This is a genomic window from Mycobacterium sp. D16R24 (genome assembly GCF_002013385.1).
In the GTDB taxonomy this organism is placed as follows: Bacteria; Actinomycetota; Actinomycetes; order Mycobacteriales; family Mycobacteriaceae; genus Mycobacterium.
This window is the reverse complement of sequence record NZ_MAEV01000002.1, coordinates 103,929-120,557: the sequence shown is the minus strand read 5'-3', so window position 1 is coordinate 120,557 and position 16,629 is coordinate 103,929. Positions and strand designations below refer to the sequence as shown.

17 protein-coding genes are annotated in these 16,629 nt (G+C 62.0%); 6 read left to right on the top strand and 11 right to left on the bottom strand.

Annotation, left to right across the window (positions count from 1 at the left end; translation table 11 throughout):
* Positions 1-177 precede the first annotated feature (177 nt).
* The gene (pgsA, locus tag B4383_RS01580) at positions 178-777 is read right to left on the bottom strand and encodes a CDP-diacylglycerol--glycerol-3-phosphate 3-phosphatidyltransferase (RefSeq protein WP_134065066.1); all 600 of its coding nucleotides are present in this window, start codon (positions 775-777) and stop codon (positions 178-180) included.
* Positions 778-819: 42 nt separating this feature from the next.
* On the opposite strand from pgsA, the gene B4383_RS01575 reads away from it, so the two are divergent.
* A complete protein-coding gene (locus B4383_RS01575) occupies positions 820-1,365 on the top strand; it encodes an amino-acid N-acetyltransferase (RefSeq protein ID WP_139360479.1) in 546 nt (181 codons plus the stop codon).
* Between the two features lie 49 nt (positions 1,366-1,414).
* Positions 1,415-2,065, top strand: a complete 651-nt coding sequence (locus B4383_RS01570) for a carboxymuconolactone decarboxylase family protein (RefSeq protein ID WP_078287675.1) — start codon at positions 1,415-1,417, stop codon at positions 2,063-2,065.
* Positions 2,066-2,069: 4 nt separating this feature from the next.
* Here B4383_RS01570 and folE read toward each other — a convergent pair whose 3' ends face one another.
* The 8 genes from folE to B4383_RS01525 all read right to left on the bottom strand — a co-directional run bounded on the left by folE (position 2,070) and on the right by B4383_RS01525 (position 12,109).
* Positions 2,070-2,642, bottom strand: a complete 573-nt coding sequence (gene folE / locus B4383_RS01565) for a GTP cyclohydrolase I (RefSeq protein ID WP_078287674.1) — start codon at positions 2,640-2,642, stop codon at positions 2,070-2,072.
* Positions 2,643-2,664: 22 nt separating this feature from the next.
* Positions 2,665-3,702 carry an isopentenyl-diphosphate Delta-isomerase gene (gene idi / locus B4383_RS26950; RefSeq protein ID WP_286150496.1) on the bottom strand — a complete coding sequence of 346 codons (1,038 nt, stop codon included), beginning with the start codon at positions 3,700-3,702 and terminating at the stop codon, positions 2,665-2,667.
* On the bottom strand, positions 3,695-4,909 hold the full coding sequence (locus B4383_RS01550) for a cytochrome P450 (protein ID WP_078287673.1): 1,215 nt from the start codon (positions 4,907-4,909) through the stop codon (positions 3,695-3,697). The genes idi and B4383_RS01550 overlap by 8 nt, the downstream gene beginning before the upstream one ends.
* A gap of 17 nt (positions 4,910-4,926) precedes the next feature.
* On the bottom strand, positions 4,927-5,880 hold the full coding sequence (locus B4383_RS01545) for a prenyltransferase (RefSeq protein ID WP_176138375.1): 954 nt from the start codon (positions 5,878-5,880) through the stop codon (positions 4,927-4,929).
* 37 nt (positions 5,881-5,917) lie between these two features.
* Positions 5,918-6,904 (bottom strand): polyprenyl synthetase family protein, encoded by a 987-nt coding sequence (locus tag B4383_RS01540; protein ID WP_286150495.1) that lies wholly within the window; start codon positions 6,902-6,904, stop codon positions 5,918-5,920.
* Positions 6,905-6,917: 13 nt separating this feature from the next.
* Complete coding sequence (locus B4383_RS01535) at positions 6,918-8,336, bottom strand: cytochrome P450 (protein WP_078287670.1); 1,419 nt, start codon at positions 8,334-8,336, stop codon at positions 6,918-6,920.
* A gap of 610 nt (positions 8,337-8,946) precedes the next feature.
* Positions 8,947-11,439 carry a DNA translocase FtsK gene (locus B4383_RS01530; protein ID WP_078287669.1) on the bottom strand — a complete coding sequence of 831 codons (2,493 nt, stop codon included), beginning with the start codon at positions 11,437-11,439 and terminating at the stop codon, positions 8,947-8,949.
* A gap of 127 nt (positions 11,440-11,566) precedes the next feature.
* Entirely contained in the window at positions 11,567-12,109 is a 543-nt protein-coding gene (locus tag B4383_RS01525) for a hypothetical protein (RefSeq protein WP_078287668.1), read from the bottom strand.
* 147 nt (positions 12,110-12,256) lie between these two features.
* Between B4383_RS01525 and B4383_RS01520 the strand changes: the two genes are divergently transcribed.
* Complete coding sequence (locus B4383_RS01520; protein WP_078287667.1) at positions 12,257-13,621, top strand: oxygenase MpaB family protein; 1,365 nt, start codon at positions 12,257-12,259, stop codon at positions 13,619-13,621.
* Here B4383_RS01520 and B4383_RS01515 read toward each other — a convergent pair.
* Positions 13,618-14,121 carry a hypothetical protein gene (locus B4383_RS01515; protein ID WP_078287848.1) on the bottom strand — a complete coding sequence of 168 codons (504 nt, stop codon included), beginning with the start codon at positions 14,119-14,121 and terminating at the stop codon, positions 13,618-13,620. The genes B4383_RS01520 and B4383_RS01515 overlap by 4 nt on opposite strands.
* A gap of 167 nt (positions 14,122-14,288) precedes the next feature.
* Between B4383_RS01515 and B4383_RS01510 the strand changes: the two genes are divergently transcribed.
* The gene (locus B4383_RS01510; protein ID WP_078287666.1) at positions 14,289-14,855 is read left to right on the top strand and encodes a TetR/AcrR family transcriptional regulator; all 567 of its coding nucleotides are present in this window, start codon (positions 14,289-14,291) and stop codon (positions 14,853-14,855) included.
* Here B4383_RS01510 and B4383_RS01505 read toward each other — a convergent pair.
* Positions 14,815-15,396: a hypothetical protein gene (locus tag B4383_RS01505; RefSeq protein ID WP_078287665.1), complete on the bottom strand. Its 582-nt coding sequence runs from the start codon at positions 15,394-15,396 to the stop codon at positions 14,815-14,817. The genes B4383_RS01510 and B4383_RS01505 overlap by 41 nt on opposite strands.
* 100 nt (positions 15,397-15,496) lie before the next feature.
* Between B4383_RS01505 and B4383_RS01500 the strand changes: the two genes are divergently transcribed.
* Together B4383_RS01500 and B4383_RS01495 are read left to right on the top strand one after the other, a co-directional pair.
* Positions 15,497-15,808 carry a putative quinol monooxygenase gene (locus B4383_RS01500; protein WP_078287664.1) on the top strand — a complete coding sequence of 104 codons (312 nt, stop codon included), beginning with the start codon at positions 15,497-15,499 and terminating at the stop codon, positions 15,806-15,808.
* A gap of 1 nt (position 15,809) precedes the next feature.
* Positions 15,810-16,628: a mycofactocin-coupled SDR family oxidoreductase gene (locus B4383_RS01495; protein ID WP_078287663.1), complete on the top strand. Its 819-nt coding sequence runs from the start codon at positions 15,810-15,812 to the stop codon at positions 16,626-16,628.
* Position 16,629 lies beyond the last annotated feature (1 nt).

Genomic DNA, 16,629 nt, shown 5'->3' with positions numbered 1-16,629 from the left:
TCGAATGTTTCCAGAAGCTTGATCTCTCCGGCACCATGATCGACTACGCCGACGAATCGACATTCCTTGGACCCGGTGGTGTGCTCCACGGCGACAACGCTATTCGCACGTTCTATGGCGCGTTGTACGAGGCATTCGACAAGCCCAGAACTACTCCAGCAAGAGGTCCAGCCCCGGTTACGCGGATGTGGGCCGCGGGCGTAGCGCCTGCACCAGGTAGTCGATGCCGGTGATGACGGTGAGGACCACTGCCAGCCCCATGAGGACCACCGCAGCGGTGTGCCAATATCCCGTCAACGGCAGCAGATAGCCGGCGATCGCCAGCGACTGGACCATGGTCTTGAGCTTGCCGCCCCGATTTGCCGGGATCACACCATGGCGGAGCACCGAGAAGCGCAGCACCGTGATCCCAACCTCACGCACCAGGATGACCGCGGTAACCCACCACGGAAGATCTCCGAGGATGCTGAGCCCCACCAGTGCCGCGCCGATGAGCGCCTTATCGGCGATCGGGTCGGCGAGCTGGCCGAATGGGGTGACCAGCCCATAGCGGCGGGCGAGTACGCCGTCGTATCGATCGGTGGCGATGGCCAGCGCGAATACGCCGAAAGCGGCAATGCGCCAGGAAGATTGGTGCCCACCCTCGGTGAATAAGACGACGATGAACACCGGTATCAGCACGATGCGCAGCACCGTCAGGATGTTGGCAATGTTCAGCAGCGGCACCGGCGCAGCCGAAGCCTCGGAATCAGGCTGGGTTTCCGGTGGCATCGGCACGTCAAACACCCTATCTGTTCTGGAGCTGGCTACTGTTCACGCATGAGCGCTGAAGGTATATCCGGCATCTCAGGGAATCCGGGGCATACGGCCCCTACGGTGACCGTTCGCCGGTCCCGTACCTCCGATGTGCCCGCTATCAAGGCGCTTGTCGACGTCTACGCCGGACGCATCCTGCTGGAAAAGAACCTTGTGACGCTGTACGAGGCGGTCCAGGAGTTCTGGGTGGCCGAAGTCGACGGGGAGATCGTCGGCTGTGGCGCCTTGCACGTCCTGTGGTCGGACCTCGGCGAGGTGCGCACCATCGCGGTGCACCCCAGGCTCAAGGGGGCGGGAGTCGGGCACGCGATTGTCAGCCGCCTGCTCGATGTCGCCAGGGATCTGGAACTCAAAAGGGTGTTCGTGCTGACTTTCGAGGTCGACTTCTTCACCAAACACGGATTCAGCGAGATCGAGGGCACCCCGGTAACCGCCGAGGTGTACGAGGAAATGTGCCGGTCCTACGACACCGGTGTGGCCGAATTCCTCGACCTGAGCTACGTGAAGCCGAACACGCTGGGTAACACCCGGATGCTCGTCCACCTCTGATTCCGCGCATCGGGGCCTTCTCGGCACGCTCGTCGGCCATGATCGAGGCATGCCACGACTGCGCCAAGTATCCCGCGCCGAAACCGATGACCGACTTGTCCATCGCATGTATGACCAGATCTTCGGCGACCGCGATCCGGTCACCACTCCGGGAACCACTACCGGCACACCGGGTGACTGGTGGACGGTTTTTGCACTCGTACCCGATGCTCTGAAGCACTCAGTCCAGGGTTTCGCGTTCTACCGCAGCCCCGATCGCAAGCTGGACCCGGTGCTGCGTGAGCTCGGACAGACCCGGGCCGGCTGGGCACGTCGCAGCCAGTTCGTCTTCTCCCAGCACTGCAAGTCGTGCCGCATTGTCGGCATCTCGGAGGAGATGATCGCCGCGATCCCCTCGTGGAGTACGGCCGACTGCTTCACCCCCGTACAACGCGCGGTGCTGGCCTACACGGACTGCTTGGTGCTCGACGGCGGCCGGGTACCCGACGGCGTGTTCGCCGCACTGAAGGCCCACCTCTCCGATGAGGAGATCTTGGAGCTCACCTACGTCACGGCCATGTACGAGATGCACGCGGTGATGAGCACGGCGCTGCGTTTGGAGTGGGACAACCGCGATGAGCCGATCGTGGAAATCGCCGCTCCCGAGGGGTTCACGTCCTTCGATGTGGGCGAGGCCATCGCATTGCGGCGCGACGAGTAGTGACTCAGCGCCTTACCTGTGCGTGCTCGGCGAGCACTGCCACAACGTCGGGATGGCCAGGCACCCACTGACCCGACATCGCGTGCGTCGTTGTGACACTGGCTGGCTCCTTGACTCCCCGAACCTCCATGCAGCCATGGGCGGCGGTGATGAAGCAAGCAGCACCAACCGGCGAAAGTTCTTTTTGCACTGCGGTTGTCACCTGATATCCGATACGTTCCTGAACCTGCAAGCGCCGCGCATAACCGTGCACCACCCGAGCAAGTTTCGAGAGGCCGACAACCTCACTGCCCGTGCAGGGGCGATAGGCAACAGTCGCGACCCCGGTGATGGGCAGCAGATGATGTGCGCACGTAGAGACGAGCCGTATCCCAGCCACGATCACCAGACCGGGATCGCTCGGCGCCGGAAAGCGTCGGCGCAGGTGCGCGGCGGGGTCCTCGTCGTATCCGGCAAGCGATTCCGCCCACGCCCTGGCCACCCGCCCTGGAGTGTCCTCCGTGTGCTCGTCGTTACCGACTCCAGTCGCCAGCAGTAGATCGGTAATCGCGGATTTCACCTTCTCCACATCGATCATCGAACGGTGCTCCTTTCGCTATTCATGCGCTCCACGACGGCGACTCGGTCAATTCCGCTGCATTGACGTGTGTTTCAGTCACCTTGACGCGGTGAACCGTGACATTGGACCAACCGGCCTCGGCGATGAATCCCGCGGTGACCCGGGCCAGCAGTTCGGAGACGTTCTCGACTGTGGGCCACTCCAAACCGTGTGAGGGGGCGTCGAGGCCGAATCGAAAGAGCTTCGATCGCTCTGCCAAGAGAGCCGGCACAAGCGGGTCCGCGTGTCCGAGCATCGCGCCGTGATCAAGATTGGCGTCGATCCAGTCCCGCAGCCGCGCCTTGAGTATTCCGAAGTCGACGAGGATCCCTTGCTCGTTCAATGCCCCGGCCACCGTAATCTCCGTCCACCAGGAATGCCCGTGCAGGTTGACGCACTTTCCGCCGAGGATGGGCAGCCGATGCGCGGTCTCGAAGTTGTGGCGCACCGTAACCGTCCGTGTCGTGGTGCGCCCGCTAGCCTGGAATGGCACCAATTCTCTTGAACCAGAATGCAAGTTACGTATCTGTGCAAGTTTGGCGACCTGCAACTTGCACCATGGCGACACAGGACGGGTATCGGCGAGCACTTCGTCGCACAACTGCGTCCACGGCAGCCATCGGTAACCCGCCACTTCGTCAGGGTGCAGAGTCGGGACCTCTGCGATCGTGCCCACATAGACCGGGCAGATTTCGTTTTCAACTACGCCGTTCTCCATGGCTGCCCGATAGCGAAAATCTGGTAGGGCCAGCTGCGGTGGTGACATCTGGACACCGAGCTCGTAATGCACCCGTTCGATGATCGCTTCGGAGATATCCATGCCAGGAGGTGGATGTCCGCAGCAGCTGTTGGACCAGATCCCCGGCCAGGTCCGCTTACTCCAGGCGCGCTGGGTAAGGAGCACGAACCGATAGGACGGATCGAACAGGTAGCAAGAAAAGGCAAGGTGCAGTGGAGTGTTGTCGCCATGCACGGTCGCCTTGGGTGCGATGCCACACGCCCGACCGGCGTCATCCAGGAGCACCACGTCATCAGTCATGGCTGCGCCGTTCCCATCGAATCGGCAAGGCATCGCGAATGTTGACCATCGGCAGAGCCGCCCGCCACGTGGCCGGGTCAGGCAGCACGGGGCAGGTAAATCGTTGCATCAATGCCACCAATGCTTCTTCCAATTCGATTCGGGCCAAGCCGGAGCCGAGGCAGCGGAATATCCCACCACCGAAAATCAGTTGGCGCTTCTGGTGTTTGGCCAGAATGTCGAAGGTGCCCGCACTGTCATACGCTCTCGGATCTCGCGTTGCACTCGGCGGGCAGAACATCACGAACTGGCCCGGATCGAGGGTGAGGTCACGGTAGTCGATCCGCTCGGTGGCGAAGCGGAAAATCGCACGGATCTGCGGCGCAAAACGCAGCACCTCATCGACCGCCTGGCCGATCAGCTCCGGATTTCGATGAACCAGTTCCCACTGCCGCGGGTGACGGTGAAATGCGATCAGCGCCCGACCCAACTGACGGGCCACCGATTCCTGACTGGCCCAGGCGATATCCAGGACAAGCCCCTCTGCTTCCGCCCTGCTCAGCAGGTTCGTTCCGGAAACCTCTGCGGCAAGGAAAGATACGAAATCCTCACCAGGCTCCCGCAGACGAAACTCAAAGAGACCATGGATGTACTTCTTGAGCTGCTCGATACCCCGATCAATGATCGGCAACACCGCAGGCAGGTCACTCCATACGAACACCAGACCGGCATCCTTCGACACCAATCGGAACATTTCATGATCGCCATCCGGAACACCCAGCAAGCGCGCGATTGCCCCGCTGGCATAGGGGGATCCGAATCGCTCCGCGAAGTCGACGATCTCGTCGGCCGGCGTATCCTGAGCCAGGTTCTGTGCCAATGTCCGCAATGCTGGGCGCAGCGCCTCAACTCGCTTGGGGCTCAAGCCCGAAGCGGCCACGGACCGCAGGCGCAGGTGGTCTTCCTGTGGGGTGTTGCGCACCGTCGTGATCCACCAGTCATACATCGGACCTGACGTGACCCCGTTCATACTCAGGAACCGGCGACCGTCTAGACCCAGTCGGGGATCTTTGAGAAGCTCGGCGCATTCTTCATAGCGCAGAACGACCGGGCCCTGTGGACTCTGCGCGAACCAATACTGCTCGCGGGCCCGATCAACCTCATCCGAGGCGAGATCGAAGTCCCGGCTCAAGAGATCGAGAAAGGGCACCGACGGTGCTGTAAGCATGGTGTTCTCCTGCGTAACTATCTGCTGATGAGGACGTAGGCGGCGGGTATCACGGTCGACCAGGCCAGGATTGGCGCGTAGTAAGGCAGATACTTCGTGTATGAGCGCACCACGTCGACACCGTCGGCGACCGGCCTGCCGATCACGCGCCGCAAGATGCTGGCGTTGACCGCCAACGCGATACCGACACCGAGTCCATACGGCAGCAGAGCCCACGAGAATCCGCCAAGCTCGAGCACCGCCCACGTGACCAGACCGGCGCCAAGACCTACCAGAATGGTTCCCAGCACGAACGCACGGGTAAGACCAAGAGCGCGAACCGAAGTGAGCACACCAAACTGCTCATCCTCGGGAATGTCCTCGGCTGTTTTAGCCACCATCACGCCGTTGAGAGTCAGACCCATTCCGAAAATCGCCACCAGCGTGAACCATTCGATCGGGTACGGCAATGAACGAATGATGATCAGCCCAGGCACGATCGTGAGAGTGATGTTCAGCACGGGAATCTGCCAGATCCCCCGGCCTTTCAGCCGTAGCGGCGGCAACGAGTACTGGGTTCCAAAGAACAATGCCACCAGGCCAATACCAACCAGATCCCAGTGCCGGGTGGTGAACATCAGGTACAACCCGAGCACTACGCAGAGCACAATAGTGGCGTTGATTTCACGCCGTACGCGCGTTTCACCCAAACCGAACACCGCAGTTGCCTGCCGCGACTTGTGCACGAGGTCTTGGTCACGATCAGCCAGGCAGTTCACCATATTGCATATCTGTTCGCCCTGAATGACCAGCACCCCAGCAGCCAAGAATGGCAGGGACACTAGGTCCGTCCACGAATGTGCGCTGAGAAACCCGGCAACCAGAATGGTTGCGACGGTGCTGGAGAGGAACTCTGGACGACGGATGTGTACGGAGTACCGCAGACGTGTACGCCATGATGTCGGCGGCTCATCGTGGGCGAGTTGAACCACTGTGTGATCACTCTCCTGGCGTGGGCATCCCTTGCGGTTATGCGACACGAGTCGCCATATGCTGAATGAGATTCGAGAATGCCTGGCGTGCAGGATTTTCCGGAAGCTGTAACAAGTCGCTCTGCGCCTGGCCGCCCAGTTCAACGAGCTTTTGTGCAGCGAGTTTCACTCCTTGCGCCTCATTGATGAGAAACAGTGCCTCATCGACGAGACGCGGGTCGTCGATCGGCCCGTGGAGTACCTCACGCAGCCGCCGGCCGGCAGGGCTGTCATCACGCATGGCATAGAGCATCGGCAGGGTGATAATCCCTTCCCGTAAGTCAGTACCAATGGCTTTGCCTGACTGCCCGAAATCGCAAGAGACGTCGATGATGTCGTCGGAGATCTGAAACATCGTTCCGAGCAGATCGCCAAATCGGTACAGACAATCGACATGCTCCTTACGGGCACCGGCAAGCTGCGCCCCCAACTGACCTGCAGCCGCAATGAGCACGCTTGTCTTGCGCCGAATGGTGATCCAGTAATGGGCCTCTGGATCGGTCTCCGCAGGAGCCCCCAGCGTCTCCTGCATCTGCCCCGCCACCAGCTCCGTGAAGGTCACACCGATGATGTCCATCGCATGCTCCCCCAATGCGGCCGCGATCCGCAGCACACGGCCAATAAGATAGTCGCCCGCGAGAACGGCAATTTTGTTGTCCCACATCATATTTGCGGAATGCACGCCGCGGCGCACCAGCGCACCATCCATCACATCATCGTGATAGAGCGTTGCCAAATGAGCGATCTCGATCATCGCCGCCGCGAGCACCACCTGAGGATCGTCGGCACCGGGTCCGAACTGTGCCGCCAGTAACGTGAACAGAGAGCGGAAGCGCTTCCCGCCGGCCCGCGAGAGATGCGACACTGCGTCCAGGACACGCTCGTCGTAGTCATCCAGCTCAATGGCGAACCGCCGCTCCACATCCTTGAGTCCTTGCCGCGCGATCTGCGTAAGCACTGGATCGCCCAGATCAATGCCGCTCACCAAGACTCCGCCGCTAGCCGACATGGACGGCCCCCTTCAACGATCTTCTCGGGGATACCGCCAGGCGCATCCCATGTTTGGGACGAAGCGTTATCTTCGACAACATCTCCACTCGGTGCCCGGGGTCGTGTTCGAACCGATAGTTTTGAATCAGCGCAGCCAACACCAGCTGGCCTTCCATCAGGGCAAAATGCTTACCTATGCAGACATGCGGTCCACCGCCAAACGGCACATACGCGCGGTGATGAACACCTGCCGGTTTGTCTCCAACGAATCGAGCAGGGTCGAACTGTCCCGGGTCGCGCCATTGCTCGGGATCACGCCCGATATTGAAGACGCTGATAAGCAGCCGCGCGCCCTTGGGTATCCGATAGCCCCCGAGTACGGTGTCCTCACTGACCAGCCTCGGCAGGATTGGCGCAGAGGGGTAGAGCCGCAACGCCTCGCTCACCACCTGCTGCGTGTAGGGCAGGTACGCCAGGTCATCCAACGCGGGAAGGCGGCCACCCAGCACGCTATCCACTTCCGCCTCCAACGCATTGCGCGCATCATCGTTCTGCGAGAGCAGATATAGCGCCCAGGTGAGGGTTTGCGCCATCGTCTCGTGGCCCGCGGCGAAGGTCGTGATCACCTCGTCCCGGATTTCGGTATCGCTGAGCACCTCTCCGGTGTCGGCATCCCGCGCATTGAGGAGCATGTCAAGCAGGTCGCCTCCCGACCCAGGCCCCCGCCGCCGCGACCGAATCAGCCCATATACGAAATCGTCGAACGAACCCATCAACACCCGAAAGCGCCGGTTCGCCGGAGTCGGCACGGCCAATGGCGGGCTGAAAGGATTCTGCTGCCGGTTGAACGCGTAAGTCAGGATCTCCTCGACCGATTCCGGCGTGACGATGATTTCGGCATCGGCCGCCTTCATGCCAAACATGCAGCGCGACACAATATCCAGGGTCGCCCGGATGATGACTGGATGGATGTCGACGACAGCGCCGCTTCGGGAGACCTCGGCCAGATCGGCAAGCATGGCCTCCGCGCACTCAACCATCGTGGAGTACATCCCCGCGATGCTGGGCCGCGAGTAAAGGGGCTGCATCATCCGGCGATTGCGTTTCCAGTGCTCATGGTCGGCGGTCGTCAGTAATCCCTGCCCCAATACCAAACGCAGCGGGCTGGTGTTGCCGAGCTTGCCGTAAACAGCCGTGTTCGCAAGTACTTCGGCGGCAAGTTGGTGATCGGAGACGCAGTAAACCTGCAATGGGCCAAGACGGTAGCGAACCACTCCCCCATAGCGTTCCCACCCGATCCGGGTCGCTTCGAGAATGTCCCGACGGAACGCCGAGATGCTCCCCAGCAAGGGAGCTCCGGGGGCTAGCGGCGCCCGTGGGCTGTCCGCAAATCCATCATCGGCAGCATTAGCTGCAGGTTTATCCATGGGCGATCTCGAGAGCCTCATACAAGCAGCCTTTCGATATGACAAGAACCATATGTCGTCATCCGTGCGATCTAGGTCACACGCCACTTGGGGAGGAACACTCCCACAACGTCAGTCGGCATCCAAGGGGAATTAATTTGCTGAATGGTGTGTCAATCGTCACTCTGCCAAGGCCTTGACAGCAAGATTCATCCATACTACAAGCGCAGTGATCGTCTCACTGAACCAATAGCCCAATAACACAGAACCCGGGCATATGCCTATTTACCTGTGTATATGGGACACGCCTCAGCGCAGCCGCGTGCTCCCGGCTGGTGCGGAATTCGCCAGACAACGGAGATGGCCTATTGGCCAGAAAGCTGTCGGCAACTGAGTAAAAGAGTTACTGCGGACATGTCGGACACTGCAATTCTGGCTAATACACGTATCCACTCTTGCGAGATGAGAACCCAACGGACTCCCCGTCTAGCGGAACCCGCCGGGCACACTCAGGGAAGTACCAACCAAGATCTACTTAGTTGCTGCAGCAATGAAGCAGGCTGCTGTCGTCAGGCCCGGGCTCCACCATCGACACCCGGAAAACGCTCAGTACCCGAGAAGTCTTCGGGACTCAGAAGTCCTCCGGGACTCCGCCGTCGTCTTCGTCCTCATCGGCTCCCCCGCCGCCACGGATCGACGCCATCAGGCTGCCGAGATCCTCGGGCTTCACCATGACCTCGCGCGCCTTGGATCCCTCACTGGGGCCTACGATTCCGCGCGTCTCCATCAGGTCCATGAGACGGCCCGCCTTGGCGAAGCCGACCCGCAGCTTGCGCTGAAGCATTGAGGTCGAGCCGAATTGGCTCGATACCACGAGCTCGACGGCCTGCAGGAAGGCGTCCATATCGTCACCGATATCGGGGTCGACGTCGTCCTTGCCGGGGCCGCCGCCGACCTTGGCGGCGGTGACGCCCTCGGTGTAGTCGGGCTCGGCCTGTTCCTTGGCGGCCGACACCACGGCGCTGATCTCTTCATCGGTGATGAAGGCGCCCTGCATGCGAATGGGCCTCCCGGCCCCCATCGGCAGGAACAGTCCATCTCCCATACCAATGAGCTTCTCGGCGCCGGGTTGGTCCAGGATGACTCGGCTGTCGGTAAGCGATGACGTCGCAAAGGCAAGACGCGACGGCACATTCGTTTTGATGAGGCCGGTGACGACATCCACCGACGGGCGCTGAGTGGCCAACACCAGGTGGATACCGGCCGCACGTGCTTTCTGGGTGATGCGCACGATGGCGTCCTCGACGTCACGGGGGGCGGTCATCATGAGATCGGCAAGCTCGTCGACAACGGCGAGAATGAAGGGGTACGGGCGATACTCACGCTGGCTGCCCAGCGGTGTGGTGATCTCGCCGGAGCGCACCTTCGCGTTGAAGTCGTTGATGTGCCGGACCCGGCTGGCCTGCATGTCCTGGTAGCGCTGCTCCATCTCCTCCACCAGCCACGCCAGGGCGGCTGCCGCCTTCTTCGGCGAGGTGATGATCGGGGTGATCAGATGCGGAATGCCTTCGTAGGGAGTCAGTTCCACCATCTTCGGGTCGATCAGGATCATCCTGACCTCCTCCGGGGTGGCACGTGCAAGCAGTGAGACGAGCATCGAGTTGACGAAGCTCGATTTACCCGAACCGGTAGATCCGGCCACCAACAAGTGCGGCATCTTGGCGAGGTTGGCGGAAATGAAGTCGCCCTCGATGTCCTTGCCCAGGCCGATCAACAGCGGATGGTGATCCCTGCGGGTCTCGGGTGCGGTCAGCACGTCGGCCAGCCGCACCATCTCCCGGTCGGTGTTCGGCACCTCGATGCCCACCGCGGACTTGCCAGGGATCGGTGCGAGCAGGCGCACACTGTCGGTGGCCACCGCGTACGCGATATTGCGTTGCAGGGCGGTGATTTTCTCCACCTTGACGCCGGGTCCGAGCTCTACCTCGTAGCGGGTGACGGTGGGGCCGCGATTGAATCCGGTGACCGCGGCATCGACCTTGAACTGCTCAAGAACCCCGGTGATCGCGGCGATCATTTCGTCGTTCGCCGCGCTACTTTCCTTCGGCGGATCTCCCGCGATGAGCAGATCCAGCGATGGCAGGGTGTAAGGGCCCTCGATCACCCGGTCGACAACGGGCATCTGTGGTTTCGGCTTGGACTTCTTGGTCGACTTGACCGCGGGCACCGGCTTGGGCACGGTCGCGACTGGAGGCTCGGGAGCCGCAGCTGCCTCTTCCTCGAGCGGGTAGTTCTCCATCGGCGTTGTCCCGCGCTTGAATTCGCGAGTCGCCTCATAGTCATCTTCCGGCTCGAGATCCTCTTCGTCCCAATCCGAGTCCGGGTCCTCCTCGTCCCATTCGTCGTACTCCTGGGGCGAGAACATGTTTCGCAGGGTGTCCGGGATGTCGCGGATCGTGGTGCCGGTCAGCAACAGCACGCCGAAAACGATTGCCATCACGAGCAGCGGCGCGGCGATCCACGCGGTAAGGCCTTGCGCGAGCGGTCCGCCGATCACGAAACCGACGAATCCTCCCGCGGACGAGCGCCCCTCGGGGGAATCGGGGGAACCCGCGAACAGGTGCCATAGGCCGAGGATCGGCAGCGCGACCATGGCGAAGCCCAGCAGCAGGCGCGGACGCTCCTCCGGGTTCGGCTCGGTGCGCATCAAGAACACGGCAATGACAAGCGCGATGACAGGAACCAGCGCCACACCGGAGCCCACCACCGCCCGGAAGACATCGTCGATCCAGCCACCAACGGGCTTGGCGGCGTGGAACCAAGAGCTCGCGCCCACCACGAACGCCAGGCCCAGCAACGCTAACGCGATGCCGTCGCGCCGATGTCCATGCTCGATGTCGTGAGCGCGGCCCACCGACCGGAACAACGACCCGACACCATGGGCGCAGGCATGCCACCCGGTGCGCACCCCGCGACCCAACGCCACCAACGGCGTCGTCCAGTGCTGGCTACGACGCTGATTGCGGCGGCGCGGCGCCGGACGACGGGTCGGCGTGGTGTTGCGCGACCGGGGTCCCGATTTGGTGGTCCGGCCGCGCGAACGGCTGACAGTCTTACTCGCCATGGCGACAGCCTAGTCGCAACAGCCACATCCGCACCATCTGCAACACGGCTAAAACCGCTAGTAAGCAAATGTTTTGTCACCTACGCGAGGCCACCCTGAGACAGTCTCGTGACCTGAGAAACCCGGCTTAGCGGTCGGGACGCGGCTTGGTCTCACCCAGCCAGGATTGATTCGCCGCGATGTAGAACTGATCGCCGTTGTAACTGCTGGCTGAATGACCCCGGAAGCAGTAGACGCCCTCGTCCTTGGTGACGGCACATTTGACCGCCCGGTAATTGAAGTAGTTACCCGGCGTGAGCACCGGCGGACGCGTCGCCGGAGTGAACAGGGACTCTCCGGTGGTGTCGAAATGGGCACGCCAATCGCCCGGGAACCAGGCCACCTGGTTCGTCCCAGCTGGCGCCCCGGGGAACGAACCGTTGCAGCCGAAACTGCCGTCGATCCAGATGGCACAGGTCAACCCACGGGGCGTCGCGAACCAGGCCCCGTCGGTGTCGTCACGCAGGAACTGCTCGAAGTCGGCCTGCTTGAACTTGGTGGTGTTGTTGACGTCGGGATACGGATTCGGGTCCCCCGAGATGTCCGGATCCGCCATCGCGGAGGACACCGATAGGACGATAAGTCCCAGTGCCAGCGCGATGATGCCCGCCAACCGAGTCAGCAGCCGCATTCCAACCCCTCCCGATATTCGTGGTTACCAAGTCAGCAAAATAGCGAGGCCGATTCTATTGATCAGATCAACCCCGTGAGGGAAAACCAGCCAGACACTTGACAATGAGTGTTGCCAACATGCCTCAGTGCTCGCTAGCCTGTGCCCATGAGTGGCAACGACGCCCTATCGACAGTCAGCACCCATCCGAACGACTACTACTGGCGGGCGGGCATGGCTCTACGCCCGGCACCTGCGCGGTTGCGATTCGATGCGATGTGGACCCAGTCCCGCAAGGACATCCTGACGCCGTGGATGGACTTCCATGAGGTCCCCAGGGAGACGCCGCGCACCCGGCTGCTCGCCGATCACCTCTGGCAGGGCGACGAATTGATGGATGCGGTCGTGGACCGCATCCGCAAGATGCCGGCGCGCCAGGGTCGGGCGATGCTCACCCGGGCCCTCGATCAAGGCATCGAGTCGATCGAGAATCCGCCGGCGGAGTTCGTCGCGTTGTTCGACCAGCTCGACAACCCACCTGCGTGGTACGACGCCGCGCTCTGGGAACGCGGGCGACAGCTATGGAACAACTCCTCGTTGGCGGCCAAGTTCGGGATGGGCTTCGGCGACACCTTCGGCACGTTTGTGGGCGATGAGGTCGCCTACGCCACCGGCGCGACCGGCAGATTCGTCAACGACACCCTGCGCCGCAACCTGGAAACCACCGCATGGTTTCGCAAGATGACCTATCGCGGTGCTCTGGAACGCTTTTCGCAGCCATTCAAGGACACCGTCCTGGTACGTCTGATGCACGCACAGGTTCGTGCCGGACTCCGACGCTCCTGGGGCGACGAACAATTCGCCCACCACGGCAACCCGATTTCCAATTCCATGACGATGGGTGCCGCGATGACCTTTGGGCTCATCCCTCCGCTGATCGACCATCAACACGGGCGCACCCGCAGCATGGCCGATCTTGAAGCCGCCGTGATGTATTGGGCGTACATCGCCTACGTGTTCGGTGTGGCCGAGGAACTGATTCCCAAATCCGTGGCCGAGGGGATGGAGACGATGGACTACATGGTCGCCTATGCCGGTGGCCCCTCCGAATGGACCGACGCGATGATGAGTGCGGCATTCGGCTTCGTCGACAAGGGAGTAGCGGGGCGCATTGGACGACTGGTGTTCACTCCGGTTCTCGGTATCGCCGCGTACTACGGCGGTGAAGATCTGGTGCGGGCACTCGTGCGCGCCACTCCCCTACGCGACGCCCGACTACAGCCGTGGACCTGGCTGACGGGTGCCGCGGTGCACGCCAACGTCCAGTTGCGCCGGCTGACCGACAGCCTTCCTGGCGCCAAACGCCGTGCACAACAACGCAATGGCGAGCTGCTGTGGTGGTCGGCGACGGTTATGAATCAGGCGCTGGCCAAGCTCGGCGGCATGCACGACACCTCATACACCCACCATGACGCGACGGCGGCGACACCGGCAGGGTGCCCGGTGCCGCACGCCCCACGTGTCAGCGCCTAGTTCTGGGCTCCCAGCCAGGTCTTGCCGGGTGACACCATGAACTGGCTCGAGTAACTCGCATAGTTGCCACCCCCGGTGCAGTACACATTGTTCTCCGGTGTCGTGGCACAACGTGTGCTACCGAGTTCGATGTAATTGTTAGCAGGCAACACACGCTGAGCCTGCCCCGACGAGAACCTCGGCTGCCCAGTGTTATCGAAGTGCGCCGCCGACTCTCCCTTGAACCAGCCAACCTGGTTGGCGCCGCCGGGAGCACCCGGAATTGCACCGGTGCATCCGAAGCTGCTGTCCTCCCATATCCCACAGTCCAGGCCGAATGGGGTAGAGAACCACAGGCCGGGCTTGTCGGCGATACGGAACCCCTCGAAATCGAGCTTGGCGTACTTGCTGGTGTCCGGGTACGGATTCTTCGGCGGGTCCGCCGCAGCGGGCAACGCCGCCCCCACTGACATCGCCAAACCTGCTACCGCGCCCACCATCGCAAACCACTTCTGCGACATCGTTTGCACCTCCCCTGTTTCCCAGTATCGCTGCACTACGCATTTCGCGTGCAGTACCACATAGGAAATCATACACAAATTGTTAACTGTGAAATCTCTCCAGTCAGACGCAGCTACCTTTTACTTTCCTCTTCCCCTAACCCGTAGATTCATCTATGGTCGGATGCATGACCGAGAAGGTCTCCCGCCAGGACTACTTCACTGCAGCGTTCGAACTATTGGCTGCGAGCGGAAAACCCGCACTCACCACGACGGCTGTATGCCGAAGGATCGGCGTGACAACAGGCTCGCTGTACCACCACTTCGGCAGCGGCGTCGGCTTCTACCACGCCGTCATCGACTACTGGGAAAACGACGTCACTACCGCACAACGCCGACGCATCGACGAGGTGGCCAACCCGCGGGAACGGCTGGCCGTACTGGAACAGGCCGCGCGCGATGCAGATCACGAGGTGGAGAAGGCAATTCGCGCCTGGGCGATGGAGGACCGCTACGTCGCTGCGGCACAGCACCGCGTGGACCAGGTACGGCACAAGCATCTCACCAAGCACTACATCGAGGCCGGGTTCGAACCGGACCGAGCGGACACCCTGGCCCGCATCGGATTCAGTGTCCTGGTCGGTGCCCAGCAGATAGGTACGCGCGTTGATCGCGAGCGTCTCAATGCCGCACTCGACGAGTACTCCGTCTGGGTCAATTCGTCGGTGCCGGTAGAGGCGACCACTTCCCGGTGACCTTGGTGTAGCGGGACATCAGTGCCAGCGCCTCGTCGGGAAACAACGCACGGGGGAAGGCTTCACGCGTTCCCGGCCGGGCCGAGAACAAGATTCCCACGGCATTGTCGTTCACCACGACGTTCTTGATCTCGGCGTAGTCACGCAAGACCATGAGCCGAGTGGTCAGAAAAGATTGCCCGAGTAAAGCATTCGTCGTAGGACGCAGTACCCAGTACGTAAAGTCCGACGCTCCGAACTCGGCGCGCTGCACCGTCCCGGGCGGGATCGCCTGCATGGACAGCCGAGTACGGGATCGAATCCTCGACGCGATCAGGGCTGCCGCCGCGACCACGACGATCAGGATCACCAGACCGGCGGGAGCGCCAACAAACACGAAGAAGAACGCGACGTACAGCACGGCCCCAACGAGCAGAATCCAGACGCCCCACGATCGTGCGACTGTACGGAGCGCGCCCTTCGTAAGGTTGCCTCGTCCATCCTCGGTGAGCACAACCTCGGTGCGGATCGGTGGCCCGGCCACAGGGTGCTGATAGGTCATGTCCCTCCCTTGATACCCGCACAGCCTATCGACCGACGGGCACTCGGCACTGTTTCGGTACGGTGGAATTCGATCGACTCCCGACGACGAGAGGTGTTCCATGCCCACTGTGGTGGCGTTCCTGTATCCCCAGCCGGACAAGCGCGACGAGGTCCGTGCCGCGCTGCTCGAGACCATCCCCCAGGTCCACGACGAGCCGGGCTGCAATCTCTACTCGCTACACGAGGCCCATGATCGCTTCGTCTTCGTGGAGTCCTGGGCGAGCAACGAGACGCTGGCCGAGCACGGGAAAGCGCCCGCCCTCACCGCACTGTTCGGCAAACTGGGCCCACTGCTCGGTCAAGCCCCGGAAATTGTTGTTGCCGAAGCACTTCCAGCGGGTGATCCCGCCAAGGGTGATCTGACGCACTGATATGGGCAAGCTCGACGGCAAGGTCGCCTTTATCACCGGCGCGGCCCGCGGGCAGGGCCGCGCCCACGCGATCAAGCTGGCTTCTGAGGGAGCCGACATCATCGCGGTCGATATTTGCGCACAGATCCCCTCGGTCGAATACCCGATGGCCGTTACCGAGGATCTGGACCTCACCGTCAAGGAGGTCGGCGCCCTGGGGCGTGCCATCTCGGCACACGAGACCGATGTGCGCGACCGGGATGCACTGCAGGCTGCCTTCGATGCCGGCGTCCAGGCCCTCGGGCCGGTCGACATCGTGGTCGCGAACGCCGGCATTGCCACTCTCACTCCTGAAAGTGGCGAGCAGGGCTGGACCGATGTGCTCGACGTCAACCTCACCGGCGTCTATCACACAGTCGAGGTGGCCCGACCGTCGATGGTGGACCGTGGCGCCGGCGGTTCGATCGTGCTGACCAGCTCGGTAGCCGGACTGACCGGCATGGTGATGAACACCCCGGGCGGGCTGGCCTACACCGCCGCCAAACACGGGCTGGTCGGGCTCATGCGGTCCTATGCCAACATGCTTGCGCCACATAATATTCGGGTGAATACGATTCACCCGGGCGGTGTCGCGACGCCCATGCTGGTAAATCCGGTGACCGAGGAGCTGTTCTCCAATGGCGCGCCCGAAGGCATGTCCGATACCGGGCATGCCTTGCCGGTAGTTCTCATGCCGCCGGAGGATATGGCCAACGCGGTGGCATGGCTGGTATCGGAGGACGCCCGGTATGTCACGGGTGTCGCACTCCCGGTCGATGCTGGATTCACCAACAGGCGCTAGA

What these genes read in the sequence shown, in the direction of transcription:
- B4383_RS01575 (WP_139360479.1), top strand. Translation starts at nt 820, where the DNA reads ATGAGCGCTGAAGGTATATCCGGCATCTCAGGGAATCCGGGGCATACG.
- B4383_RS01570 (WP_078287675.1), top strand. Translation starts at nt 1,415, where the DNA reads ATGCCACGACTGCGCCAAGTATCCCGCGCCGAAACCGATGACCGACTT.
- folE (WP_078287674.1), bottom strand. Translation starts at nt 2,642, where the DNA reads ATGATCGATGTGGAGAAGGTGAAATCCGCGATTACCGATCTACTGCTG.
- idi (WP_286150496.1), bottom strand. Translation starts at nt 3,702, where the DNA reads ATGACTGATGACGTGGTGCTCCTGGATGACGCCGGTCGGGCGTGTGGC.
- B4383_RS01550 (WP_078287673.1), bottom strand. Translation starts at nt 4,909, where the DNA reads ATGCTTACAGCACCGTCGGTGCCCTTTCTCGATCTCTTGAGCCGGGAC.
- B4383_RS01535 (WP_078287670.1), bottom strand. Translation starts at nt 8,336, where the DNA reads ATGGATAAACCTGCAGCTAATGCTGCCGATGATGGATTTGCGGACAGC.
- B4383_RS01530 (WP_078287669.1), bottom strand. Translation starts at nt 11,439, where the DNA reads ATGGCGAGTAAGACTGTCAGCCGTTCGCGCGGCCGGACCACCAAATCG.
- B4383_RS01525 (WP_078287668.1), bottom strand. Translation starts at nt 12,109, where the DNA reads ATGCGGCTGCTGACTCGGTTGGCGGGCATCATCGCGCTGGCACTGGGA.
- B4383_RS01520 (WP_078287667.1), top strand. Translation starts at nt 12,257, where the DNA reads ATGAGTGGCAACGACGCCCTATCGACAGTCAGCACCCATCCGAACGAC.
- B4383_RS01515 (WP_078287848.1), bottom strand. Translation starts at nt 14,121, where the DNA reads ATGTCGCAGAAGTGGTTTGCGATGGTGGGCGCGGTAGCAGGTTTGGCG.
- B4383_RS01510 (WP_078287666.1), top strand. Translation starts at nt 14,289, where the DNA reads ATGACCGAGAAGGTCTCCCGCCAGGACTACTTCACTGCAGCGTTCGAA.
- B4383_RS01505 (WP_078287665.1), bottom strand. Translation starts at nt 15,396, where the DNA reads ATGACCTATCAGCACCCTGTGGCCGGGCCACCGATCCGCACCGAGGTT.
- B4383_RS01500 (WP_078287664.1), top strand. Translation starts at nt 15,497, where the DNA reads ATGCCCACTGTGGTGGCGTTCCTGTATCCCCAGCCGGACAAGCGCGAC.
- B4383_RS01495 (WP_078287663.1), top strand. Translation starts at nt 15,810, where the DNA reads ATGGGCAAGCTCGACGGCAAGGTCGCCTTTATCACCGGCGCGGCCCGC.